Here is a 26,579-nt window from a genome sequence, read left to right as displayed (position 1 = left end):
TAATGTGTTAAAATTTAAACTATGCGTTTTTTAAGTAATGTATTGGCCACTTTGGTCGGACTCTTTTTATTCTTCATGATTGCTTTTTTTGGGCTCATTTTTATAGCTGCCCTTTTTGGTGGCGATGAAGAAACCGTAACGGTTAACTCAAATTCGGTAATTGAATTGGATTTATCCAAAGTCGAATTGGACTATGCTGGAAAAATTAATTTCACCGACATTGGGCAATTTACGGCAAATCACGACGGGTTAATCGATATTTTGAATGCTATTGATTATGCGAAAACCGATGCAGACATCAAAGGAATTTCATTGAAAAATTTGAACTCCGGACTAGGTTTGGCTCAAACCAAAGCGTTGCGGGACAAATTAATTGACTTTAAAAAATCAGGTAAGTTTGTGTATGCCTATGCGGATGTCTATTCGCAAAAAGACTACTATTTAGCTTCTGCTGCGAATAAAGTTTGTATCAATCCGGTAGGTGAATTAGACTTTAAAGGATTGGGCGCCGAATTGATGTTCTTTAAAGGCATTCAGGAAAAATCGGGTATCAAAATGGAAGTCATTCGCCATGGCAAATACAAAAGTGCGGTCGAACCCTTTTTAGAAGACAAAATGAGTGACGCCAATCGCGAACAAACGAGTCAGTTATTACAATCCGTTTGGAATGCTGTCATCGCGGATATTTCTAAGAGTCGGAACATCTCCCCAGAAGAATTAAATGCCATTGCCGACAACCTTAGCGCACGCACGCCTGAATTGGCCAAACAAAACCGTTTGGTGGATGTGATTACGTACGAAGATCATTACGATGATTTAATTCGGAAAGCCCTAAAAGAAGACCCTGACACCGATTACAATACAATTTCAATCGTCGATTATGCGGAAGCCAAAGCCACTGCAGCGGTGAATTTAGATGCTACAGATGAAATTGCAATTATATACGCTCAAGGTGAAATTGCCGCAGGTGAAGGCGATGTGAATGTGATTGGGGATGGCGCTATGCGTAGAGCGATCCGCGATGCACGTAGGGATGAAAATGTGAAAGCAATCGTATTGCGTGTCGATAGTCCGGGTGGTAGTGCATTGACCTCCGATTTGATTTGGAGAGAAATTGAATTAACGAAAAAAGTGAAGCCCGTGGTCGTTTCTATGGGGAATTACGCAGCTTCTGGCGGGTATTATATTTCGTGTAATGCCAATACCATTTTTGCTGAAGAAACCACCATTACAGGTTCGATTGGTGTATTTGGGGTGATTCCGAATTTTACGGAATTGGGTCAAAAAATTGGCTTGAGTGTGGACCAAGTGCAAACCAATAAAAATGCCTTAGACTACAGTCCGTTCCGCCCTATGGATGAAAACTTCAGAATGGTAACACAAGAAGGCGTTGAACGAGTTTATGCCACTTTTGTAAAACGTGTGGCGGATGGCCGTAAATTAACTCCTGAGCAAGTTGATGCTATCGGGCAAGGTCGGGTTTGGAGTGGCGCCGATGCCATCAAAATTGGTTTAGTCGATAAAATTGGTGGTTTGGACAAGGCCATTAAAGAAGCTGCCAAATTAGCTAAACTTAAATCCTATCGCACCCAAGATTATCCAGAATACGACCGTGAATTGTTGGCTTTCTTTGAGGATATGGGCTTAGTTCAAAGTCGGGCCGAACTCTTAAAACAAGAAATTGGCGAACAGAATTATGAAATTTTACAACGCATTCAATTGCTTTCCCGTCAAAAAGGAGTGATGACCCGAATGCCCTATGAACTAAAAATAAATTAAGATGTAAAACCGCTTTTCAACGAAGCGGTTTTTTTAATCTTTTTTTGGGAATATCTGGAATAAATATCACCACAGTAAATTGTATTTTTGTGAAACAAGGTCAATTTAGGCAAGGTATTTGCGTTTTGGCTTTTTATAAATATTGAATCCTATGTTAAAGAAAATCGCCAAAATTACCGGAATCACTTTGGGAGTAATCGTCTTACTTGCTTTTGCCATCCCCTATTTTTTCAAAGATCAAATCAAAGCCCGCATTGAAAAGGCCTTAAACGAAAGTGTAGATGCCAAAGTCTCTTTTGCCGATGCGGATGTAAATTTGTTTAAAAACTTCCCAAAAGCCACCGTCTCTATTGAAAAAATGGCGATTATCAACAAAGCGCCTTTTGAGGGTGATACGCTAGTTGCCTTTGATGAATTGCACTTAAAATTATCGGTGATGGAATTGTTCAACAGCGACACCGAACCCATGCATGTTGATGCGATTTCTACCAATAATGGATTAATTAATATTATTTTTAATGAAAAAGGCCAAGGGAATTACGACATCGCCTTAAAGGATAAAAAAGAAACGGATTCTGACGAAGCCAGCAAACCCTTGTCGTTGAAGATTAAAGAATACGAAGTCGAAAATTACACGTTTCGCTTTACGGATAGAAAGTCCAAAATCAAAATGCAATTGGACAGTATCAATCATACTGGTGAGGGAGATTTCAGTAATGATGTATTGGATTTAAAAACCAAAACAACGACCCAAGTATCAATGTCTATGGACAAAATGAATTACATGAATCACGTTCCTGTGGCGCTGGATGCGGTTTTAGGAATTGATTTAAAGCAAAGCAAATACAGTTTTAAACAAAACGAAGCCAAAATCAACGACTTGCCATTAAAGTTTAATGGTTTTATTCAAATGGCGGAGAATGCGCAAATTTATGATCTCACCTTTGAAACCCCTACTTCAGATTTTAAAAACTTCTTGGGATTGATTCCAGCGGCTTACCGAAGTAATTTGGATAATGTAAAAACAACTGGTGCTTTTTCTGTAAAAGGATTTGCCAAAGGACAATTAACCGAAACTACCGTACCCAAATTCAACATTGGTATCGCGTCAAACAACGCCTCTTTCCAGTACCCGAATTTGCCCAAAGCAATCAAAAACATTCAGATCGACACTAAAATCGTGAATGAAACAGGCACAATGAACGACACTTATGTGAACATTGACCGCCTATCTTTTGCTATTGATCAAGATGTTTTTAATGCCAAAGCAACATTAAAAAATGTGGCTGAGAATGCCCAAGTCAATGCAGAATTAAAAGGTACCATCAACTTAAATAATTTCTCAAAAGCCTATCCCATTAAATTAGATAAACCCTTATCGGGAATTTTAAAAGCAGATGTAACCACGGCCTTTGACATGGCATCCGTGGAAAAAAGCGATTATGCCCGAATTCAAAATGCGGGAACCATTGATTTGACCGGATTCCGTTATACCGATGAAACTGGGAAAAATATGGACATCAGCAAGGTTTTGGTCGAATTCAATCCGAGTCGGGTGCACTTAAAACAATTTGCGGCGAAAACCGGGAAAAGTGATTTGGCGGTGAATGGCGTTTTGGAGAATTTTTACGGTTTTATTTTTCGTAACCAAAATCTTCAAGGCAATTTCAACTTAATTTCCAATCAATTGGCCGTTAATGATTTCATGACTAAGGAAACTACCCCAAAAACGGAAAGCAAAAAAGCAGCAGAGCCGTTAAAAATTCCGGCCTTTTTGGATTGTTCGTTAACCGCAAAAGCCAATACCGTTTTGTACGACAACTTAACCTTAAAAAACTGTATGGGTAAGTTGATTATCAAAGACCAAAAAGTGACCTTGGAGAATGTAAAAACGAATATTTTTAACGGTCAGATTACGTTTAACGGAGACGTTTCTACCAAAGAAAAAACACCAAAATTCGCCATGAATCTTGGTTTGAGTCAGGTCGATATTGCCCAATCGTTCACACAATTGGACATGTTGAAAAAAATTGCTCCAATTGCTGGCGTGATTAACGGTAAATTAAATTCGACCATAAAATTAAATGGGAACTTAAATGCCACGGAAATGACCCCCGACATCAAAAGTCTTTCTGGCGATTTAATAGGGCAATTACTTTCTACCACAGTAAATCCAAGTAATTCAAAATTGCTGAACACTTTGGATGATCAATTGAAGTTTATCGATATTAACAAACTCAACTTAAACGATCTAAAAGCAGCCGTTTCATTTAAGGATGGTAAAGTGGTGGTAAAACCATTTGACATCAAATACCAAGATATCAAAGTCACCGTAAATGGTTCACACGGGTTTGATCAATCCATGAATTACGGTTTAAAATTGGATGTCCCGGCAAAATATTTAGGCAATGATGCCAATAAATTATTAGCCAAATTATCCCCTTCAGATGTAAATAAATTGGACAACGTTCCTATCAATGCCAATTTGACTGGAAGTTTTTCCAATCCAAAAGTTTCAACCGATATTAAAACGGCAACGACAGCTTTAGCTAATAACATTGCTAAACAACAAAAAGACAAGTTGGTTGATAAAGGAAAATCAGCCCTAGACCAACTGATTGACCGCAATACTAAACCCGGTGATACTGCAAAAACAAAAACCAAAGAGGACTTAAAAAACAAAGCCGGCAATTTAATTAACGGTCTATTTGGCAAGAAAAAGTAAGTATATTTGCCCCAACTTAAAATAGTATATATACCATGAAAAAATTAATAATCAGCTTTTTTATATTGAGCGGAATCGTTTCAAATGCACAGCGTCGTTCAGCGGGCGATATCGAACTTGTACCTTACATTGGTTATGCAACATCTACTTTTGTTGGTGACAACACCGATGGTTTTGGATATCGTAATTCTGCAGATTTAGGTGTTGCAGCCGACTATTATTTCAACGATCGATGGAGTCTTCGCTCGGGTTTGCAAATTCAAAGCATGGGAGCTGAGAATATATTTTTTGTAGATAAATTAAGTTATTTAAGCATTCCTTTTAATGCGAATTGGCACTTTGGAAGCAATCGTAAATGGAACTTAAATTTTGGTTTAACACCAAGTTTTTTACTCTCTGCTGATGAAAACGGACAAGATATTAGCACGTACCTCAATAGTTTCCAAATGGGACTTACGTATGGTATTGGCTATAAAATTGAAGTCTCCAAAAAATTCAGCATTTTGGTGGATTGGCAAGGGTTTAGCGGCATGTCAGACATTACGAAAAAAAGTGGCACCATCGCAAATGCCCATTCAGTATTTAATGTGGGTGGCGTATTCAAATTGTAATTTTAGAATTAAATAAAAAAAAGCGACTAGATGTCTAGTCGCTTTTTTTTATACTATAGTGATTCGAACTTCATAGCCTTCGTAGGTGCGGACATTAAAAACGGTCTGATCTTCAAAGAGTAAATATTGTCCTTTAACCCCTATTAATTTACCGGAATACTGCTTGGTTTTTTCCAGATTTAAACTGGACACTTTGGAAGGATAGTTCAAAACTGGATAATGCAATTCGTATAAATCTTGTGCTTCGGGATGAAAATAGAGCCTCACTTCCTCTGGCAACACGGAAGCAATTTTCTCCCTTTCATGGAATAAGTCTACCCAAGCCACTTCATTTTTGAGCATTTTTTGCCAATTGGTTTTGTCGGCAAAATAATTTTTAAGCGCAACTTCGGTGATTCCTGCCAAATACCGGTTGGGGACTTCCACGATAGGCAAGGCTTGAACAGCACCTTGATCGATCCAACGAGTAGGTACTTGCGTTTTGCGTGTAACCCCAACTTTCACTTCACTTGACAAGGCCAAATACACAATATGCGGTTGCAATTGCACTCGTTTTTCATATTCCAAATCGCGGTCTTCAATATCCAAATGGGCCGTACTTAACTCAGGGCGCATAATCCAATCGCCCGCTGCAGGACTGCCCATAAAGCAATCGTAACAAAAGCCTTGACGGAAGATTTTCTTCTTTTTACCACAATTCAAACACTGGTAACCCGTATGTACAAACTCAAGGGTTTTGCCTAACATTTGATTGATATGTAAAAAACTTTGATCCAATACCAAATAGTATTGAATAGGATCTTGAAATTCCGTTTGCATCTTGGAAAGCACGCCTTCGTAAATCATTTGAATACAATAAATAAGTTAATTCTGCGTAAAGATAGAACAACCAAAAAAACCAAACCAACATGAAAAAATTATTTTTTACGCTTTTGATTGGTGTAATTTCCTTCACCCTTCAATCGCAAAACATCGCAGACAAACCAAAAATTAGTGTATTGGGCAGTGGCTCGGTTTCTGTGTTTCCCAATGCCGCTTCGATTACGTTACAACTGACTCATGTGAAACCTACCTTGCGGGAAGCGGTGAATGAAAACCAACAAACCATGAAATTGATTCGGCAAATTGTATTGCGGTATGTAAAAGATACCACAGAAATTAAAACGAGTTTAATTACAACCGATAAAGCTACCCGGTGGGATTCCAAACTGGACAAAGATATTTTCCTCGGATTTCGTTCCAATCAAAAAATCATCTTTACCATTTTGGATTTGGATAAAATCCAAGATTTAACCGAAGAATTATTGAAAACCAAGTTTCAACGCATTGAACGAATTTCGTATTTCAACACCAATTTTCAAGAACATTACAAAAAAGCAGAAGAATTGGCGGTGGCTGATGCTATTGAAACCACACGAAGATTGGCCAAACACAGTGATGTACAATTGGGCAAAATTTTAACCCTGAGTTCGAATAAGAGTCCGAACGACAGCAACGTACGCATCAATACCGAAGAATTTGAAACCTATGGAAAAGGCATGGGAGGTCGCGGAGTTTCTTCGAGTGGCGAACTCATCAAATATTCTGTCTCTGTAAACTTACAAACGGAAATACTTAATTAGTTTTTTATTATTTTTATATCATTCAAATAATGATATAGACACACCATGCCATTTCCCATTATCAATTCTATTGCCTCGTGGGTATTAAAACAGCGCATTCACCAGATTGAATTGTTTTTAAAATACCCGAATGAAGTTCAAGAGGATTTACTTTTGAACCTCATTCGCAATTGTGAAGAGACGGTGATTGGGAAAAAATATGATTTTGCTTCTGTGAAAAGTTACCAAACCTTTATCGACCGGGTACCGGTTTCGCATTATGAAGATTTGGAACCACTGATTGAAGAAACGCGTAAAGGCTATCAAAATATATTTTGGCACACCCCGATTAAATGGTTTGCCAAATCCAGCGGAACAACCAACGCCAAAAGTAAATTTATTCCCGTAAGTACAGCGGCTTTGGAGGATTGTCATTACAAAGGCAGCAAAGATTTACTAGCGATGTATTTGCACAACAATCCCGAATCCAATTTGTTTTTAGGAAAGAGTTTACGTTTGGGAGGAAGTTCGCAAATTTATGCCAACAACAATACCTATTTCGGCGATTTATCGGCGATTTTAATTGAGAATATGCCGCTGTGGGCTGAATTTAGTAGTACGCCCAGCAATAAAACCTCGTTAATGAGTGAATGGGAAACCAAATTGGCGGCCATAATTCATGAAACGAAAACTGAAAATGTGACGAGTTTTGCAGGCGTTCCTTCTTGGATGATGGTCTTGATGCAACGCATTCTCAACGAAACCGGCCATACCCAATTATTGGATTTATGGCCCAATCTCGAAGTGTATTTTCATGGCGGGGTGAGTTTCGAACCCTATCGTGAGCAATACCAAAAATTGTTGCCCAAACCCGACTTTAAATATTACGAAATTTACAATGCCAGTGAGGGATTTTTTGCCATTCAAGATTTAAACTATTCCAATGATTTGCTGTTAATGCTGGATTATGGCATTTTCTATGAGTTCATTCCCATGTCCACGTTTAGCACCCCTGATGAAAAAATTATTCGATTAGCCGAAGTAGAATTGGACACCAATTATGCCGTTGTGATTACGACCAATTCTGGCCTTTGGCGCTATATGATTGGCGACACTGTTCGGTTTACTTCTATCAGTCCGTACCGCATTCGGGTTTCGGGTCGGACCAAACACCACATCAATGTTTTTGGAGAAGAACTCATGGTAGAAAATACCGATAAAGCCTTGGCGCTGACGTGTCAAGCCTTGCATTGTTCGATTAAAGATTATACGGTGGCGCCGATTTTTATGCAAGGTAAAGAAAAAGGTGCGCATGAATGGATGATTGAGTTTGATCAATCGCCCGATTCTGTGGCGGCATTTGCCGAACTTTTGGACAATCACTTACAATCCGTCAACTCGGATTATGAAGCGAAACGCTACAATAACATGACTTTAAATCCGTTAAAGTTAAATGTTGCCCGTAAAAACCTTTTTTATGATTGGTTAAAAGAGCGCGATAAATTGGGCGGTCAAAATAAAATTCCGCGATTGTCCAACCAACGGGATTATCTCGAGCAACTAATACAACTGCAACACAGTGCCTCACTATGAAGTATTTGATTCTAATTTGTTTGGCATTACTTACCTTTTCTTGCGGTCCCAAACGCATGAAATGCTATGGCCGTAGATGCGTAGAAGCCAAACCATTAGCAACAAAAAACGATCCTTCTGCCCTTCCCTCTTAAAATTTTAACACAAAAAAATGGGATTGATTTGTAACAATTGTACGACTCAAAAGTCTTACCTGTAATCATCAATCAATCACAATCATGAAATTAGTATTTCTGCCACTCATGGCGTTGCTATGCGGTAATGTCATGGCACAAGAACAGACTTCCCGCAACGAAAACAATCAAAAAGTTAGCGACACTACCAAAGCCAAAGTCACCACACTTGACGAAGTAACCATTGCCCAAAAACGCAAATTCATCAAAGTTGAATCCGACAAAACTACCGTTTCCATTAAAGACAATCCGATGGTGAGTACAGGAAGCAGTTTGGATGCGATTAAAAAATTACCGGGTGTGATTACTTCTCCAACAGGGGAAATTACCTTAAATGGAAAAGGAGTGCGCATTTACATCGACGGTTCGCCGAGTTCGCTATCGGGTACCGATTTACAGAATTATTTGAGCTCGCTTCCTGCTAATGCTATAGAAAAAGTCGAACTCATCTACAATCCAGGTGCTTCCTATGATGCAAATTCTAGCGGTTCAATCATTAATATTGTAACCAATGCCAAACGCAGAGCGGGTGTCAATGCTAGCTTCAACATCAACTACAATTTCAACAAATACCAAAAACCGAGTCCGCAAGTTTTAGTGAATGGTAAAGTTGGAAAATTAAGTTGGCAAACCATGACGGGTTACAATTATATCGATAGTGAAAACCGCCGTGGAACGCAGCAAACGTTTACTGCTTTTACTCCTGTAAAACAATTGGACCAAGAGAACTTCAGTCAGACCACCTACCGTAATTTTTATTTCCGTGGGGGGACTAATTACCGATTTAATGATAAAACGAATTTATTATTGAATTACAATTTGAATGCGGCCAATGAACGCAATGAGTTCAAAAATTACACGATTGGCGACAATATCGACTACCGTAATAACGGTACGACCAAGAATAAAAATTACAACCACGAATTGAGTTTACAATTCAAACAAAAACTAGATACCATCGGTTCTACTTTTGATGTTACGGCCTATACGAATTTCTTGGATCAAAAGCCAAGATCAATGGCTTCGGCGGTGGATTATACAACCTTGGCAACCTATAACAATTCCAGTAACTCGGTTTTTAAATTAGGGAATCAATACCTAAAATACGATTTTGTTTTCCCTGTTGAAAAATGGAAATTTTCATTGAGTACGGGGGGTAAATACAACTTTTTACAGGTGCAACAAGATGGGAATTATTACCTCAACACGACTGTTCCCAATGTGATTACTTTTGATTATAAAGAAAACAATTTGGCTTTTTATGTGGAGGCGCGTCAAAAAATCAAGAAATTAAATTTGACCGCGGGATTGCGTTATGAGAATTTCCACATTGAACGTTTAACGAACACTTTGTCACAAAAAGTGAGTTTCACCAACCGAAATTTGTTCCCAAACATCAGTGCGATTTATGAGTTTACGGATCAATTGAATGTATCCGCTTCGTATTCGAAGAAAATTAGTCAGCCCAATTATTTTGCCTTGAATCCGAATAATGGTTCCAATTTTGACCAATACAACTCGTCACAGGGAAATCCGTTATTGAACCCGACATTTATTGACAATTTTGAATTAAAGTTTTCTGCCTTTCAATTTGTGCAATTGGGAGCCAATTATACGATTAGCAAAGACATCAACCAATTCGTATTTAGTGCAGATGCAGCGGCTACTACACCAGTTAGTAATGCGACTTTCAAGCAGTTTGATCAGTTCCGAACCTTTAGTGCGTATGCGAATTTCCCGATTCCGTTGGATTATTTTTTCAAAGGAAAAGAAGAATTTCAAAAACGCATGAACAACATGGATCAGATGAACTACATTTTTGTCAACATCAATTATGTGAAATCGGATTTACGTGGGTATTACTTACCCTACGGCACCAAAGGATTATTTAATTATGCCGCGCAGTCGCAAATCATTTTGCCTTGGGGCATCAAAAACACCATGTCGTATTTCATTTTGCCAGGCAATGGAAACTGGGAAATTTACCGCATCACCAAGCCGATTCAACAGTTTGATATTTCGTTCAATAAAGAATTTATGGATAAAAAATTAAAAATTGGTATTCACTGTTTTGATGTATTCAATCAAAACAATGTCAATGCTTTAGTGGCCGGAGAGAATTTGGATACCCGTTTCAGAGAAAAAATCGACTCGCGTGTATTTCGTTTGTCGTTAACATACAATTTCGGAAATCTAAAACTACAAAAAGAGAACACGGACATCCAAACGGACAAAGTGAACTCGGGTGGCGGATTGATGAAATAAGTTTGAGGTTAGTTAGAAAAGAAAATCCCGATCGGTTGATCGGGATTTTTTTATGAGGCGATTTCTAATCGTTTCAATAAATTTTTATTCAAAGCATGTTCGGCATAATCTTTATCGATATCCAAGATTTTGTCATCGGTGCTGGGCATTTCATACATCGCATCGGTAAGAATCGCTTCGCACAGGGATCGTAATCCACGTGCGCCAAGTTTGTATTCCAAAGCTTTATCGACAATGTAATCCAAGGCTTCATCCGTGACCGTCAATTGTACCTCATCCATGGCAAACAATTTTTGGTATTGTTTGATCAAGGCATTTTTGGGTTCGGTCAAAATGGCACGCAATGTAGGTTTATCTAGCGGATCCATGTGGGTTAGCACAGGCATACGACCGATAATTTCTGGAATTAAACCAAAATCTTTTAAATCCTTTGGGATGATGTATTGCAAAAGATTGTCTTTGTCAACCGCTTCTTTTTTATTTGTACTGTATCCTACCGCTTGACGATTCAAGCGTTTTGAAATGACACGCTCAATACCGTCAAAAGCGCCACCGGCAATAAATAAGATATTTTGGGTATTGACTTCTACAAATTTTTGGTCGGGGTGTTTACGTCCTCCTTTTGGAGGAACATTGACTACAGTTCCTTCCAATAGTTTCAATAGCGCTTGTTGTACACCTTCCCCTGACACGTCGCGTGTAATGGATGGATTATCACTTTTACGTGCGATTTTATCAATCTCATCAATAAACACAATACCGCGCTCTGCCTTGGCCACATCGTAATCGGCGGCTTGAAGTAAGCGCGTCAAAATACTCTCAACGTCTTCCCCTACATAGCCCGCTTCTGTCAATACGGTAGCATCAACAATCGCTAACGGCACATCAAGCATGCGCGCGATGGTTTTGGCGACTAAGGTTTTACCAGTACCCGTTTGACCCACCATGACAATATTGGACTTTTCAATTTCCACTTCGTCGGCGGCATGAGGTTGCATCAATCGTTTGTAGTGATTGTATACGGCAACAGATAGCACTTTTTTGGTTTGTTCTTGACCGATTACATATTGATCGAGGAATGCACGAATTTCTTTCGGACGTTGCAACACCAAATCGGAAGGCAATTTCACGCCATTACTGGAACGGATTTCTTCCAAAACAATGCCGTGTGCTTGTTCGATACAACGGTCACAGATGTGTGCATTGATACCGGCAATCAACAGATTGGTTTCGGGTTTTTTGCGTCCGCAGAAGGAACATTCTAAAATTTCTTTAGCCATAAGTAAGCTGCTGAGCTGCTGTGAAACTGAGCGCAAGAGACTTCTTTGCTCGGTTTCTAAGTAGCTTGTTAAAAATTATCTTCGTAATACTTCGTCGATCATACCGTATTCTTTCGCTTCATCGGCGATCATCCAGTAGTCACGTTCTGAGTCTTTGTATACTTTTTCAAACGTTTGTCCCGAATGGTTCGAAATGATTTGGTACAATTCGTCTTTTAATTTCAACATTTCTTTCAAGTTGATTTCCATGTCGGTTGCCACGCCTTGCGCACCCCCTGAAGGTTGGTGAATCATTACGCGAGAATGGGGTAATGCTGAACGTTTACCTTCGGCACCGGCGCATAATAATACGGCTCCCATAGAGGCTGCCATTCCGGTACAGATGGTAGCTACATCAGGTTTTACGTATTGCATGGTATCATAAATTCCGAGACCAGCGTAAACACTTCCTCCTGGAGAGTTGATGTAGATTTGGATGTCTTTGGAAGCGTCAACACTTTCCAAGAACAACAATTGGGCTTGGATAATGTTGGCAACATAATCGTCAACACCGGTTCCCAAGAAAATGATGCGGTCCATCATTAAACGGGAGAATACATCCAATTGAGACACGTTCATTTGACGTTCTTCAATGATATAGGGTGTCATCCCTGCTACGATTTTATCGAAGTAGAGGCTATTTACACCGTGCTTTTTCGTCGCAAATTTTTTAAATTCTTTTCCGAAATTCATAAGTTGTGGTAGAATGAATTAATATACTTTTTAATACTAGATGCAAAAAGGAGTACAAAGGTTGTACCGCTTTTGTTCAATATGCCAAACTGTCGGTTTACTGGGATGCAGCCCGGATTGTCGTGGAGGTCACCGGAAGTGGCGGTCGTGTTTTTGTGGGAACCGCAGTGCGACCGAAGGAAGCGCCTGTGGGGGCCGAACAAAAACCGATCGGCAGGACGGTACCGCAACAAAAGCCGGAAAAGCTGCCCAAAACCCGAAGAACGTTTTAAAAAAAAGCGTCAAAATCGGGCCGACTTTGACGCTCAAATATAGCAATTATATTTTAATTAGTGTTTCAACTCGCCATACATCGCTTTCACGAAGTCTTCGTAGTTTACTTCTTTGGTTTTTGCTTTTACTTTGTCTTTGAACAAATCCAACATTTTTTGGTTCATCACTTGTTCTGACAAGCGACGCACTTCGTCTTGGTTGGACATCACGCGAGCCACGATACCTTGAACGTCCTCATCGGATGGATCCATTTGACCGAATTGTGCCATTTGTTGTTTGATCAAGCCAGAGGTATAGTCTTTCAATTCGTCGAAAGTAATTTGAAGGTTGTTGTCCTTCATGATTTTTCCTTCGATCAATTGGTAGCGCAAACCTTTTTCGGAACGCTCGTATTCAGTAGCCGCTTCTTCTTCGGAAATTGGGTTTTCACCGGTGGTTTGAATCCATTTTTTCAAGAATTCAGCAGGCAAATCAAATTTGGTAGATTCTGCCAAGAACTCCGTCACATCGTTCAAGAATTTTTGGTCAGCTTGTTGTGCGAATTGACGTTCAGCATCTTCTTTGATTTTGGCTTTCATTTCATCCACAGAAGTCACGGCTTTGGGTCCGAACAAACGATCAAACAATTCTTGGTCTAAGGTTGCAGGCTCATACCCGATAACTTCGTCAATGGTGAAAGTCACTTCGATATCTAACCCGTGTACATCATCGTGACCGATGTTTAACACGTCCATCAATTTGTGATCGTCGTTGAATAAACCTTTCGTTTTTAGGGTAACCACATCCCCTACTTTTTTACCCATGATTGCTTTTACCGCTTTTTTATCGGCTAAATCTTCTAGGTCTAAAGTTGTACGGTTGGTGATGCCACGCTCTTCGTTGGCGAAGATCCCTGCTACATCATTTCCTTCTTCTACTTTATCTTTGGCTACTACTTTACCGTATTGTTTTTGGATACGCGCGATTTGACCGTTTAACATCGTATCATCAGCAACTACATTGTATTTTACCACGCTTGTTTTTGCTGCTAGATCCACGGTGAATTCGGGAGCAAGACCCAATTCAAATTCGAATTTGAAGTCATCGGTATCCCAGTTGAAATCTTCGGTTACTTTAGGAAGCGGATTACCAAGGATGTCCAATTTTTCTTCAACCAAATAGTTGTTCAAACTGTCTTGCAATAATTTGTTTACTTCGTCTAATAACACGGCTTTACCGTATTGTTTTTGAATTAAACTCATTGGAACCGCACCTTTACGGAATCCAGGGATGCTTGCATTCTTGCGGTAGTTGGTTAACACTTCCTGTACTTTGTCTGCATAATCGCTTTTGTTCACTTCTACAGTTACTACTGCATTCAAAGCGTCCACATTATTTCTTGTAATATTCATGAGATTGTACTAATTTTTAGTAAATAAAATCGGGTTGCAAAAGTATAACTTTTCCGCAACCCGTCCAACTTTTATTCTATTGATTTTTAAAGTCTTATTTTTTGGCTTCCGTTAATTTGAAAACGATTGACTGCGAGAGTGAAAGCACAACACTGAAGAGCATGGCCCAGCCGATATTTTTCACATCAAAGCCATCGACAAAATAGTCACAAATCATGATCATCATCCCGTTGATGACCAACAAAAATAAACCCAAACTAAATACCGTAATAGGCAAGGTAAAAAGTACAAAAATGGGTTTAACCAAAAAGTTTAACAACCCTAACACTACCGCAACTTTTAGTGCCGTTGTGAAGTGATTGACTACAATTCCTTTGAAAAAATAAGGCAAAATCATAACGATCAATGCCGTAATTAACACTCTTACAAGCAGTTTCATAAAATATTTAAATAAATTTAACAGCGTTAAAGGTAAAAAAAATTGTTTGGTTTAATAATATTAGTTAAGTTTGCTAGGTAATTAATAATTTTTGTACATGAAAAAACTTTTACTTTCTTTGACTTTATTGGCTTCTTCTTTTGGATTTAGCCAAATCCTTACTCAGGATTTTCAAGGTACAGATTGGCCTCCAACAGGATGGACAACTGAAACAGCTGTTGCAAATCGTCCATGGGGTTTAACTACCACTAACTTTACAACAGCTGGACAAGCCACTTTTAACATTACAGGCGGTTCTTCAGCTTGTATTGCTTGGATTGTAGACCCAAATGACGCTCACATTACCAGCCCTTCATTTAGCTTGGTTGGTTATTCATCTGCGACTTGGAACTTCAACATCAAATGTGGTTATGAGTATCAAGTTGACCCATTCCCAAATGGTGATATTTTAGCTCGTGTATCTACAGATGGCGGAACGACATGGAACACAGAATGGGTAGAAGAGGATTACGGTGTATTTACTGATTATGCTACTTTGAACATCTCAATTGACATGGCGGCTTATTTAGGACAATCTAATGTTCAAATCCGTATCCAGTATGTTGGAACAGATGCCGATTCAGTATCAGTTGATGATTTCGTAGTTTCTGGTAACTTAGGCACAAACGAGGTTTTAGCTGATTCATTCAGTACTTTCCCTAATCCAGTAAACAATGTATTGAACATCAAAAACAGTGAAAACACAACAATCAACACTATTACAGTTGTTGACATCAATGGAAGAACAGTGAAAACTGTTAACGGTGGTGATGTTACTGAAGTTGCTGTAAACGTAGCTGATTTATCTGCTGGTGTTTATATGGTAAACATTGACACGAATGCTGGTAAAGCGGTGAAAAAATTCATCAAAAACTAATTTTAGTTTTGTCAAATAGAAAAGGCTTCCTCTGGGAAGCCTTTTTTTATGGTGTTATTATTTAACAATCAATCTTTCAAAAAACGTGTAGTACTATCAAAGAAGGCTTTCGGATTCTCTGCATGAAGCCAATGCCCCACATTCGGAATTGTATCCAATGCTGCTTGAGGAAAATGACGTTGAATACCATCCCAATCAGCATCTAGGATATAGCTCGAGTTTCCTCCACGTAAAAACAAGGCGGGTTTTTCGAAAACAGTGTTTTCCGGCAACGCGGCACCAACCTCCTCGATTTTCTCATTAAATATTTTCAAATTGAAACGAAAATCCAATTGACCAGGTGCTTTCCAATATAAATTTTTCATGAGAAACTGGCGCGTTCCAAAATCGGGAATGTAGGGATACAACATTTCTTCGACTTGCGCGCGATCAGGTTGGATTGCAAAATCCACGGCATTAAGTCCGGCCAAAATATCCTGATGATGGGGCGCGTAATATTTGGGTCCGATATCGGCCACAACTAATTTTCGCACACGTTCAGGATGACGAACGGCCAACAACATGGCAATTTTCCCTCCCATAGAATGTCCGATCACATCCATTTGTTGCATTTGATGAGCATCCGCATAATCAACAATATCTTGCATCATGACTTCGTAATTAAATTCTTCGGAATGGAAACTTTTCCCGTGGTTTCTTAAATCCAACAAATGCACTTGATAGCCTAAGGCAGCGTATTGCGAGGAGAATGACTTCCAATTGTCAGACATTCCCATGAAACCATGTATAATGATTAAGGGCTTGCCTTCCCCTTCAATTCTTGAAAACAACATCTCTTTTGAATTATGAATTATAAATTATGAATTATAAATTGTTGTGCTATTATTTCAATTTTTGAAGGTACATGTTTACTACATTATCGAGACCAAAATACAGGGCTTCTGAAATTAATGCATGTCCGATTGAAACCTCTAATAGTCCGGGGATATTTTGCTTAAAAAACTGAATGTTATCCAAACTTAAATCGTGACCTGCATTGATGCCCAAACCCAATTCCACGGCTTTTTCCGCAGCCATTCGATAGGGCTCGATTCCTTTTTCATTCCCTAAACTGAATTGATGTGCAAATGCTTCCGTGTACAACTCAATGCGGTCGGTACCGGTAGCCACTGCGCCTTCTACCATAGCAACTTCTGGGTCGACAAAAATGGAAGTTCGAATTCCGTGGCGTTTAAATACGGCAATCACCTCCTTTAAATAATCACGATGTTTTACCGTATCCCAACCGGCAGATGAAGTAATGGCTCCAATAGCATCGGGAACCAAAGTGACTTGTTCTGGTTGACATTCTAGAACCAAATCAATAAAATTATGTTGGGGATTACCTTCGATATTATATTCGGTTGTAACGACACTTCGCAAATCACGGGCATCTTGATAGCGAATATGGCGTTCATCGGGACGGGGATGCACGGTGATTCCATGTGCTCCAAATCGCTGAATATCGGTTGCAACTCGTAATAAATCAGGCACATTACCCCCACGTGCATTGCGCAAAGTGGCTATTTTGTTTATGTTGACACTTAATTTTGTCATTTTCTACAATTTTAAAAACACAAAAATACAAGTTAAATTCCGCATACTTAAAGCAAAAAAATGATTATTTTGCACTGTATTTTGTTCCTTATGACTGTTATCAACGATTACATCACCAATGATTACAAAGCATTGGACAGTTTAACCACAATTTCTGAGACGCAAGATTTCTTTTTTGATGTCTCGTTTACAAACTTTCCAGTTACCCAAGAAGGCGTTTATATTGGTTGCATCGCAGCTGATGATGTAGAAACTTTTGATGGTGATAAAAATATTGGTGATTACCGCTATGCGCTTGAAGGATTTTTTGCTCGAAAAAACATGATCTGGTTGGATGTTTTGGAAGTTTTTGCTAAAAATCACAGTAACATTGTACCTGTTTTGGATGAAGAAACCAATGCCTATTTGGGCTATTACGAGTTGGAAGACATTGTAAAGTTTTTCCATGAAACACCTTTTCTAAAAGAACAAGGCGGTATTATCATCTTGAAAAAAGGCATTAACGACTATTCCATGAGTCAGATTGCTCAAATTGTAGAGAGCAATAATGGTAAGGTTTTAGGAGTTTTTGTTTCCGATGCCGACACAGAAAGTGTTGAAATCACTCTTAAAATAGCATTGGGACCTATGAATGACATTATCCAAACGTTTCGACGATACAATTACGATATTGTTTCCGAACACCATGAGGATCTGTATTTAAACAACTTGAAAGAACGTTCGGAATATCTAAATCGCTTTCTTAACATCTAAGGTATGAAAATCGCCATCTTTGGTCAATATTACCAAAACGACACCCGTCCCATCATTAAGGATATCTTTTTGTTTTTCAACAACAATCAAGTGGAATTGGTAATTGAAGCAGAATTTCTTACCAAATTATACGAACACGAAATTTTAAAAAAAGAATACAAAACCTTTCAGAGTTACGCCGATTTAGATTCAAGTTTTGACTTGATGATTAGTATTGGTGGTGATGGAACCATATTGCGGGCAGCTACATTTGTTCGAAACTCAGGGATTCCCATTTTAGGAATTAATGCAGGTCGACTAGGGTTTTTAGCCAAAGTACAAAAGGAAAATATTGATGTTTTTTTACAATTGGTTTTGGAAAAACGCTATACCATTTCAGAGCGAACCTTATTGCAATTGGAATGTCAACCCTCAAACGCCTCATTTTCTGAAATCAATTTTGCCATGAATGAAGTTTCGGTAAGTCGTAAAGACACCACTTCGATGATTACTATCGACACCGATTTAAATGGTGAATACCTTACTTCTTATTGGGCGGATGGACTAATTATTGCTACACCTACGGGATCTACAGGTTATTCATTAAGCTGTGGCGGACCTGTGTTAACACCCGATGTCAAAAGTTGGGTTATTACACCGATTGCTCCCCACAATTTAAATGCACGACCTTTGGTTATTCCAGATACAACCGAAATTCGGTTACGGGTTTCTGGACGTGAAGAACAGTATATGGTTTCCCTAGACTCACGAATTGCAACCTTGAACCGCAACGAAGAATTAATCATTCGTAAAAATCCTTTTTCTATAAAAATGGTTGAAATTCCAGAGGAGAGCTTTTTAAAGACATTACGCAACAAATTATTGTGGGGTGAAGACAAAAGAAATTAACTTGTAAACCACACTACTTCTCTATTTTTTTCGTTTTAAAATTGGTTCTTTCGATAGGAACGAAAGTCTTGTTTAATTGTGCATTATTTTATTTGTCAGAAATCCCATTTGGATGTTATTTAAGTACTGATAATTATTATATTTGCACGCTATTTTTCATTTAATGAAACGATTATTTTTAGCGGTATTATTTTTAGCTTTAAGCAACGTATCTGCACAAATTCACGAAATTGGCGTTTTTGTTGGTGGAGCTAATTATATCGGAGATGTTGGAAAAACCAATTATATAGACCCACATGAACTTACATTTGGTTTATTATATAAATGGAACAAAAGCACACGTCATTCGTACAGAATTTCTTTCTTACAAGGAAGATTAACCGCTAATGATTTCGATTCAGAGGTAACTGGTAGATCACGTCGGGGCTATAATTTCACCAATACGGTTCGTGAAATTACCGCAGGTTTGGAGTTTAATTTCTTTGATTTTGATTTACATCAAATGGATCGACAATTCACTCCATATGTGTTTACGGGGCTAACCTACACCAACTATGATGAATTGTATGTAATCAACGGTAGAACAAAAGTCGACATCAATTCGGGAACTTTTGCAATACCCATGATTGTAGGATTTAAAGGAAATATAGCAACGAATTGGATTCTGGGGTTTGAAGTCGGTGCACGATACACTTTCACCGACAATTTAGACGGAAGTAATCCAAAAAATAGCAATTTGCAAAGTTTGCAATTTGGAAATTTAACAAGCAATGATTGGTATGTGTTTTCGGGTTTAACCTTGACGTATACCTTTGGAAATAAACCCTGCTTTTGTGCAGATTAAACTATGAGTTTATTAAATAACCTAAACCAAAACAATCTTCCGAAACACATCGCCATCATTATGGATGGCAATGGACGTTGGGCAAAACAACAAGGAATGTTGCGCACGTTTGGCCATGAACGAGGAACACGCTCCGTGAAAACTACGGTGGAAACTTGTGCACGTTTAGGTATTGAAAACTTAACCCTTTATGCCTTTTCAACTGAAAATTGGAACCGCCCGAAATTGGAAGTGGAAACATTGATGAAACTCTTGGTTAAATCATTAAAAGGCGAATTAAAAACACTTCAAGAAAACAACATCCGACTAAGTGCCATTGGAAGTTTAAATTTACTTCCAAAATCTACTTTTAAAGAATTGCACGAAGTAATGGAAAAAACAAAAAACAATACAAGAATGACGTTAACTTTGGCGCTGAGTTATGGCTCCAGAGAAGAGTTATTAAATGTTGTTAAAATCATCAGTGACAAAGTTAAAAATAATATAATTTCAATTGACAGCCTTGACGAATCCATTATTAATCAACATCTTTACACACACGATTTACCGGATGTTGATTTATTAATTAGAACAAGCGGGGAACATAGAATCAGTAATTTTTTACTCTGGCAAATAGCGTATGCCGAGTTCTTTTTTACCGATGTATTATGGCCCGACTTCACAGAAGAACATTTGTATGAGGCCATTATCAATTACCAAAAAAGAGAACGAAGATTTGGAAAAACCAGCGAACAAGTCAATATACCTAAAACTTAGAATACTCACGTTATTCTGCATTTTTGGGACAGGGATTGGAAACAGTATAGCGCAAGAAACCGAGCGCCTTCCTTTTGAAAAGGGAAAAAAATACATCTTAGGAAAAGTCAATGTAACAGGAAAAATCAGTTACAATGAAATGACTGTGGTTACTTTTGCCGGATTGGAAAAGGGCCAAGAAATTACGGTACCCAGTGAGCAAATCAGTAATGCTATCAAAAAACTTGGAAAATTAGGCCTTTTTAGCGACATCGACTTTTATGTTCAGGAAGTTCGTGGAGATACTATTGACTTGGAATTGAGCATTGTCGAATTACCAAAGTTAAACGAAGTTAGAATCAACGGGGTTAAAAAGAATAAGGTAGAAGATCTAATTAAAGAAAACTCGTTAACAAAAGGGAAAATTGTAAACGAAAACTTGATCACTACTACACGTAATTATTTAGAAAATAAATATCGTAAGGAAGGCTACTACAACACAAAAGTTTCGGTAAAAACAATTCCAACGGACACCACTTCCAATCAGGTTAACATGGTGGTGGGCATCAATAAAGGTGAAAAAATCAAAATTGCAAGCATCACTTTTGAGGGCAATGAAAAATTCTCGGATGCGAAGTTGCGAAAAGCGATGAAAAATACGAAACAGAAAAATCCGATTCGTGTTTTCAAAGCCTCGAAATTTATTCAAAGCAAATACAACGAAGACCTTGCCAAAATCGTTGACAAATACAAAGAAAAGGGTTATCGAGACGCGCGAATTGTATCAGATACGATTTGGTTGAATGAAAAGAAACAAAAATTAGCTTTAAAAATTCGTGTTGAAGAAGGTAGAAAATACTATTTCGGAAACATCAAATTCTTAGGAAACTCGGTATATTCTGATCAGGTGCTTTCTAGTTTGTTGAGCATTAAAAAAGGAGACACTTACAATGGGGTTCTTTTAGAAAAAAGAATTGCAGATAAGTCAAAACCAGACGGTGAAGACATCACCAATTTATACCAAAACAACGGGTATCTTTTTTCACAAATCAATGCCGTGGAGGTGAAAACGGAAAAGGATTCGATTGACTTTGAAATTCGTGTTGTGGAAGGTCCTGTTGCTTATTTTAACAAAATTACCGTGGTGGGTAATGACAAAACCAATGATAAAGTTATTTATCGTGAGCTACGTACCAAACCCGGTGAAAAATACAGTAAAGAAGATTTGGTTCGTACGGTTCGTGAAATTGGACAGTTGGGCTTCTTTGACCCTGAAGCTATTGACCCAAAATTCAAAAATGTGGATCCAACGGCAGGTACGGTAGATATTGAATATAACTTGGTTGAAAAAGGATCCAGTCAAATAGAACTCCAAGGCGGATATGGCGGCGGGGGATTTATTGGAACGCTCGGACTTTCCTTTAACAACTTTTCGATTAAGAATATTTTCAAAAAAGAAGCCTACAAACCACTTCCGATGGGCGATGGACAGAAATTGGCTTTACGTTTACAAGCCAGTACTTTCTTTAGAACCTACAGTTTTTCATTCTCAGAACCGTGGTTTGGCGGAAAAAAACCAGTGAGTTTCTCAGCTTCAATCTCTCAAAGTAAACAATACTTATATACGGGATCATACAATAGTATTGACAAATCCAGAAGTTTTGACATTACTTCTGCTTCAGTAGGTTTGGCAAAACGACTAACCATTCCAGACGATTATTTTGTTTTATCAGGGAACTTGAGTTTCCAATACTACAACTTAAACAATTACAACACCGGTTTATTCAAATTTGGTAATGGTAGTTCGAGAAACTTCGGTATCAGCATAGGATTAACCCGAAACAACAAAGCGATCAATCCTATTTACCCCACTCGAGGTGCTGAATTTAGTTTGACTACTAAATTTTCCCCTCCTTACTCTTTAATTAATGGGGTAGATTATAATGCCTTGAAAAATCAAGCCGAGTATAAATTAAAATATACGACATCATTACCGGTTAACCCAAATCCAGATCCAGGTGTAAATCCACCACAAGTAGGAGATTACGTGAAATTGGTGAACGGGTATTATGAAAAAGTAGACAATTATCAAGATGCCGACTTAGACCAATCCAAATACGATCAAAAACGATATAATTGGTTGGAATACTATAAAGTAAAATTCCGTGCTGATGCGTATACAAAACTTCAAGGTAATTTAGTATTGCGAAGTTTAACCGAATTTGGTTTCTTAGGTGCTTATAATTCAGCTCGTGATGTCGTTCCTTTTGAACGTTTCTATGTGGGTGGAGATGGTTTGGCCAACTTCTCTTTGGATGGACGCGAAATGATTCAGTTGCGCGGATATCCCAACCAATCGTTATCTTCGGTTAATGGTGGAACGATTTATAATAAATTCACGTTAGAACTTCGCTATCCGATTACTTTAAAAGCAGCAGCATCGATTTATGCGCTCACTTTTTTAGAAGCAGGTGCCTCATATGACAATTTTAAGAACTATAATCCGTTCTTATTACAGCGTTCAGCCGGATTTGGTGTTCGAGTGTTCATGCCTGCCTTTGGATTGTTAGGTATTGACTTTGCAAATGGATTTGATTACATCCCTGGCACAACACAAAAAGGGGGTTGGCAAACGCATTTTATTATTGGACAACAATTTTAGTATATTTGCTTAGGCATTACCAATTTTAAGGTTTATGAAAAAACAGCTGACATTACTTTTTTTACTGCTATTATCCACCTCTTCTGTTGTAATAGCGCAGTCTAGAGGAATCAAAATTGGATATATCGATATGGAATATATCTTGGATAAAGTTCCGGCCTATGCTGAAGCTAAAAACCAATTGGATCAAAAAGCAGAAAAATGGAAGCAGGAAATTGAAACCAAAAAAAATGATATTGCCAAATTAAAAGAAGCATTAAAAACGGAACGTGTTCTTTTAACCAAAGAATTGATTGAAGAACGCGAAGAAGAAATTGCTTTTCAAGAAAAAGAACTCATCGATTACCAACAAAAGCGATTTGGCCCCAACGGTGATTTGGTTGTTCAAAAAGCGACATTGGTAAAACCCATACAAGATCAAGTTTTCAACGCGGTTCAGGATTTAGCTGAAGCTCGTAAATTTGATTATGTCTTTGACAAATCTTCAGATATTACCATTTTATTTGCAGCAAAAAAACACGATTTGAGTGACCGTGTCATTAGCGTATTAACACGTGCTGAAAGACGTCAACAAATGTCTAAAAAACAAATCAAAGAGGAAGAAGAAAAAGAACGAAAAGAAGATATGATCGCCGACAATCCTGAAATGTCGGAGCGTCAAAAGCAAATGGAAGAGCGCAAAGCAGCTCGTTTAAAACTAATTGAAGAGAAAAAACAAGCCGCGGAAGATCGTAAAAAAGCGGCCGATGAAAAACGCAAACAACAATTAGAAGAAAAGAACAATAAAAAAACTGGCACAGTTTCTGATACTGCAAAAACAACTACTGCTGATAAACCTTCAACAGCTGATAAAAAAGAAGAAGATAAAGCGAAAGTAGAAGAAACGAAAGCTGCTCGAGAAGACGCTAAAAACAAATCGTTAGAAGAGCGAAAAAAACTAATAGAAGACCGCAAAAAAGCGGCAGAGGAAAAACGCAAACAACAATTGGAGGCTCGTGAAGCTGCAAAAAAAGCAAAAGACAGCGTACGAACCAACAAACCTTAAAAATAAATTGAAACACTAAATTAAATTCGAAATGATGAAAATTTTCAAAAATGCCATTTTAGCCGTTGTTGCCGTATTGGGTATGCAAACTGCAAATGCACAAGCAAAAACTGCACATGTTGATGTAAATGATATTACGACTAAAATGCCTGCGATGATTGAGGCAAGAAAACAATTGGAAAAACTTACTGAAAACTACAGTAAAGAGTACAAAACATTGGTTGAAGAATATCAAGCAAAAGGGAAAAAATACGAAGCTGAAGCAGCCACTGTTTCTGATGCTGTAAACCAAACCCGTCAACAAGAAATGCAAGATATGGGTAAACGTATCAGTGATTTCCAAGAAAATGCACAAACGGATATCCAGAAAAAAGAAGGTGATTTGATGAAACCTTTGGTAGAAAAAATCAAAGCTTCTATCGCTAAAGTTGGAAAAGCAAAAGGATATCAATATGTTTTGGATGTTTCTAGCTTATTATTAGCAGATGGTCCAGATATCACTGTAGATGTTAAAAAAGATTTAGGTTTTTAATAAAACCCTTACCACATAAAAAATGCCTGTAGCCCATTGTTACAGGCATTTTTTTATCTTTGTGTATGCACAACAATCAACCTATCGGACTTTTTGATTCAGGCATTGGAGGCACTTCCATCTGGAAGGCAATTCATCAATTAATGCCCAATGAAGCTACGCTCTTTTTAGCGGATAGTTTGAACGCACCGTATGGCATAAAATCGAAAGATGAGATTATTGCCCTAAGTTGTAAAAACACAGAATATTTACTGAATCTGAATTGCAAAATTATTGTTGTAGCCTGCAATACCGCTACCACAAATGCGATTAAAGAACTTCGGTCAAAATACAAAGTTCCTTTTATTGGTATAGAACCGGCTATAAAACCGGCCGCGCTCCATTCACAAACCCAAAAAATTGGAATATTAGCCACAAAAGGAACCATAAACAGCACCCTATTTCACAACAGTTTACAACAATACCAAAATGTAACCTTTGTTGAACAAATCGGTCATGGCTTGGTGGAATTGATTGAAAATGGTCAAATAAATAGTCCTGAAATGTTCGAATTGCTCAATTCCTACCTCCAACCTATGATTGCTGCGGATATTGATTATTTGGTTTTGGGTTGTAGCCATTATCCCTATTTGATTCCTCAAATTAAAAAAATACTTCCACCCCATATTACCATTATTGATTCCGGTGAAGCCGTGGCACGACAAACGCAAAAAGTACTACAGGAAACCTGTGGATTACACGATTTAACCACGCCTGCAGAACAAATTTTCTACACCAACAGTCAACCAGAAGTGCTTCAAAGTTTTGTAGGATCCAACTGTAAAGTTTTCCAGAAAGAATTTTGATATCCTTGTAATCTCATGCTTTATAATAAAAGGGTTATCTTTGCCAAAAATTAAGGCAAATGAATCGTTCTAACTCCAATCGTTCGGGCAAAAAACCCAATTATACTCCCAAACCTCAAGGGACAAAAAAGCCCTTTAAAAAAACTTCTGCACCAAAGAAAACTGAAAAACCGGTTGTGAAGGAAAATCCAGACGAAATTCGTTTGAATCGATACATTGCCAATTCAGGCATTTGTTCCCGCCGTGATGCCGATATTTATATTCGTTCAGGGAATGTAAAAGTGAATGGTGAAGTCATCACAGAAATGGGCTTCAAAGTAAAACCCGGCGATGTCGTAAACTTTGACGGCACGGAAATTACACCAGGAAAAAAAGAATATTATTTACTCAATAAACCCAAAAACTTCACCACATCCGGGGAAGATAGTGGCAGTGCACATAATGTTTTGGAACTTTTAAAAAGTACCACTCGCACAAAATTACAGCCGATTGGTCGTATGGATAAATCCACTACAGGATTATTAATCTTAACCAACGACACGGATTTAATTTTAAAATTTTCAAAACCCCAACAAAAGTCTACTAAAATCTATCAGGTTTCCTTAGATCGTAATTTAAAGTTTGAAGACTTAGAAAGCATTGCCGCAGGAGTTACCTTAGATGGACACCGTATTTATGCAGACGAAGTGAGTTATATCGAAAACCAACCCAAAACTGAGATTGGAATTCAATTGCGTACCGCCAATGTAAAAGTGGTACGTGCCATATTCGAACATTTTAAATACGATGTACTAAAAGTAGACCGGGTTTCGTTTGCCGGACTCACCAAAAAGAACTTACCGCGTGGATTCTTCCGTCATTTGACTGATCAAGAAATCATTAACTTAAAAAATATCTAAGA

23 protein-coding genes are annotated in these 26,579 nt (G+C 38.1%); 16 read left to right on the top strand and 7 right to left on the bottom strand.

The genetic code is table 11. The features are described from left to right. The first annotated feature begins 21 nt into the window (after nt 1-21). The 3 genes from sppA to OLM45_RS04775 all read left to right on the top strand — a co-directional run bounded on the left by sppA (nt 22) and on the right by OLM45_RS04775 (nt 5,115). A complete protein-coding gene (gene sppA, locus OLM45_RS04785) occupies nt 22-1,779 on the top strand; it encodes a signal peptide peptidase SppA (protein ID WP_264512406.1) in 1,758 nt (585 codons plus the stop codon). Nucleotides 1,780-1,930: 151 nt separating this feature from the next. Then, a complete protein-coding gene (locus tag OLM45_RS04780; protein ID WP_264512404.1) occupies nt 1,931-4,504 on the top strand; it encodes an AsmA-like C-terminal region-containing protein in 2,574 nt (857 codons plus the stop codon). A gap of 35 nt (nt 4,505-4,539) precedes the next feature. Then, nucleotides 4,540-5,115, top strand: a complete 576-nt coding sequence (locus tag OLM45_RS04775; protein ID WP_264512402.1) for a PorT family protein — start codon at nt 4,540-4,542, stop codon at nt 5,113-5,115. Nucleotides 5,116-5,163: 48 nt separating this feature from the next. On the opposite strand, the gene OLM45_RS04770 is transcribed toward OLM45_RS04775, so the two are convergent. Continuing rightward, nucleotides 5,164-5,961 carry a DUF2797 domain-containing protein gene (locus OLM45_RS04770; protein WP_264512400.1) on the bottom strand — a complete coding sequence of 266 codons (798 nt, stop codon included), beginning with the start codon at nt 5,959-5,961 and terminating at the stop codon, nt 5,164-5,166. A 62-nt stretch (nt 5,962-6,023) separates the two neighbouring features. On the opposite strand from OLM45_RS04770, the gene OLM45_RS04765 reads away from it, so the two are divergent. The 3 genes from OLM45_RS04765 to OLM45_RS04755 all read left to right on the top strand — a co-directional run bounded on the left by OLM45_RS04765 (nt 6,024) and on the right by OLM45_RS04755 (nt 10,747). Continuing rightward, the gene (locus OLM45_RS04765; protein ID WP_264512398.1) at nt 6,024-6,737 is read left to right on the top strand and encodes an SIMPL domain-containing protein; all 714 of its coding nucleotides are present in this window, start codon (nt 6,024-6,026) and stop codon (nt 6,735-6,737) included. Between the two features lie 45 nt (nt 6,738-6,782). Further along, a complete protein-coding gene (locus OLM45_RS04760) occupies nt 6,783-8,309 on the top strand; it encodes a GH3 auxin-responsive promoter family protein (RefSeq protein WP_264512396.1) in 1,527 nt (508 codons plus the stop codon). A 218-nt stretch (nt 8,310-8,527) separates the two neighbouring features. Further along, on the top strand, nt 8,528-10,747 hold the full coding sequence (locus OLM45_RS04755) for a TonB-dependent receptor domain-containing protein (protein WP_264512394.1): 2,220 nt from the start codon (nt 8,528-8,530) through the stop codon (nt 10,745-10,747). A 50-nt stretch (nt 10,748-10,797) separates the two neighbouring features. Here OLM45_RS04755 and clpX read toward each other — a convergent pair whose 3' ends face one another. From clpX to OLM45_RS04735, 4 genes are all read right to left on the bottom strand, one after another. Then, nucleotides 10,798-12,027: an ATP-dependent Clp protease ATP-binding subunit ClpX gene (clpX, locus tag OLM45_RS04750; RefSeq protein ID WP_264512392.1), complete on the bottom strand. Its 1,230-nt coding sequence runs from the start codon at nt 12,025-12,027 to the stop codon at nt 10,798-10,800. A 75-nt stretch (nt 12,028-12,102) separates the two neighbouring features. After that, nucleotides 12,103-12,759: an ATP-dependent Clp endopeptidase proteolytic subunit ClpP gene (gene clpP / locus OLM45_RS04745; protein ID WP_264512390.1), complete on the bottom strand. Its 657-nt coding sequence runs from the start codon at nt 12,757-12,759 to the stop codon at nt 12,103-12,105. Between the two features lie 329 nt (nt 12,760-13,088). Then, on the bottom strand, nt 13,089-14,423 hold the full coding sequence (tig, locus tag OLM45_RS04740) for a trigger factor (protein WP_264512388.1): 1,335 nt from the start codon (nt 14,421-14,423) through the stop codon (nt 13,089-13,091). Nucleotides 14,424-14,517: 94 nt separating this feature from the next. Further along, nucleotides 14,518-14,862 carry a phage holin family protein gene (locus OLM45_RS04735; protein WP_264512386.1) on the bottom strand — a complete coding sequence of 115 codons (345 nt, stop codon included), beginning with the start codon at nt 14,860-14,862 and terminating at the stop codon, nt 14,518-14,520. Between the two features lie 97 nt (nt 14,863-14,959). Between OLM45_RS04735 and OLM45_RS04730 the strand changes: the two genes are divergently transcribed. Continuing rightward, complete coding sequence (locus OLM45_RS04730; RefSeq protein WP_264512384.1) at nt 14,960-15,778, top strand: T9SS type A sorting domain-containing protein; 819 nt, start codon at nt 14,960-14,962, stop codon at nt 15,776-15,778. Between the two features lie 68 nt (nt 15,779-15,846). Here the strand turns inward: OLM45_RS04730 and OLM45_RS04725 are convergent, their stop codons facing one another. Both OLM45_RS04725 and OLM45_RS04720 read right to left on the bottom strand, forming a co-directional pair. Next, nucleotides 15,847-16,611, bottom strand: a complete 765-nt coding sequence (locus OLM45_RS04725; RefSeq protein ID WP_264512382.1) for an alpha/beta fold hydrolase — start codon at nt 16,609-16,611, stop codon at nt 15,847-15,849. A 49-nt stretch (nt 16,612-16,660) separates the two neighbouring features. Next, nucleotides 16,661-17,374 (bottom strand): pyridoxine 5'-phosphate synthase, encoded by a 714-nt coding sequence (locus OLM45_RS04720; RefSeq protein WP_264512380.1) that lies wholly within the window; start codon nt 17,372-17,374, stop codon nt 16,661-16,663. 90 nt (nt 17,375-17,464) lie between these two features. Here OLM45_RS04720 and OLM45_RS04715 point away from each other — a divergent pair, with 90 nt between their 5' ends. From OLM45_RS04715 to OLM45_RS04675, 9 genes are all read left to right on the top strand, one after another. Continuing rightward, complete coding sequence (locus OLM45_RS04715) at nt 17,465-18,127, top strand: acetoin utilization protein acuB (RefSeq protein ID WP_264512932.1); 663 nt, start codon at nt 17,465-17,467, stop codon at nt 18,125-18,127. 3 nt (nt 18,128-18,130) lie between these two features. Beyond that, entirely contained in the window at nt 18,131-19,015 is an 885-nt protein-coding gene (locus OLM45_RS04710) for an NAD kinase (RefSeq protein WP_264512378.1), read from the top strand. Between the two features lie 163 nt (nt 19,016-19,178). Then, nucleotides 19,179-19,859 (top strand): DUF6089 family protein, encoded by a 681-nt coding sequence (locus tag OLM45_RS04705; protein ID WP_264512376.1) that lies wholly within the window; start codon nt 19,179-19,181, stop codon nt 19,857-19,859. Nucleotides 19,860-19,862: 3 nt separating this feature from the next. Continuing rightward, nucleotides 19,863-20,615, top strand: a complete 753-nt coding sequence (locus tag OLM45_RS04700; protein WP_264512374.1) for an isoprenyl transferase — start codon at nt 19,863-19,865, stop codon at nt 20,613-20,615. Continuing rightward, nucleotides 20,536-23,256, top strand: a complete 2,721-nt coding sequence (gene bamA, locus OLM45_RS04695) for an outer membrane protein assembly factor BamA (protein WP_264512372.1) — start codon at nt 20,536-20,538, stop codon at nt 23,254-23,256. The genes OLM45_RS04700 and bamA overlap by 80 nt, the downstream gene beginning before the upstream one ends. A gap of 34 nt (nt 23,257-23,290) precedes the next feature. Next, nucleotides 23,291-24,301, top strand: a complete 1,011-nt coding sequence (locus OLM45_RS04690) for an OmpH family outer membrane protein (RefSeq protein ID WP_264512371.1) — start codon at nt 23,291-23,293, stop codon at nt 24,299-24,301. Nucleotides 24,302-24,335: 34 nt separating this feature from the next. Then, nucleotides 24,336-24,833 carry an OmpH family outer membrane protein gene (locus OLM45_RS04685; RefSeq protein WP_264512930.1) on the top strand — a complete coding sequence of 166 codons (498 nt, stop codon included), beginning with the start codon at nt 24,336-24,338 and terminating at the stop codon, nt 24,831-24,833. Between the two features lie 65 nt (nt 24,834-24,898). Next, nucleotides 24,899-25,678, top strand: coding sequence for a glutamate racemase (murI, locus tag OLM45_RS04680; protein ID WP_264512369.1), 780 nt, complete (start codon nt 24,899-24,901; stop codon nt 25,676-25,678). 59 nt (nt 25,679-25,737) lie between these two features. After that, nucleotides 25,738-26,577: a pseudouridine synthase gene (locus OLM45_RS04675; RefSeq protein WP_264512367.1), complete on the top strand. Its 840-nt coding sequence runs from the start codon at nt 25,738-25,740 to the stop codon at nt 26,575-26,577. The last annotated feature ends 2 nt before the right edge of the window (nt 26,578-26,579 follow it).

The organism is Flavobacterium sp. N1719, assembly GCF_025947045.1.
Classification (GTDB): Bacteria; Bacteroidota; Bacteroidia; order Flavobacteriales; family Flavobacteriaceae; genus Flavobacterium; species Flavobacterium stagni.
Note: the sequence above shows the minus strand (reverse complement) of the source record. Positions and strands in the feature narration are given on the sequence as shown.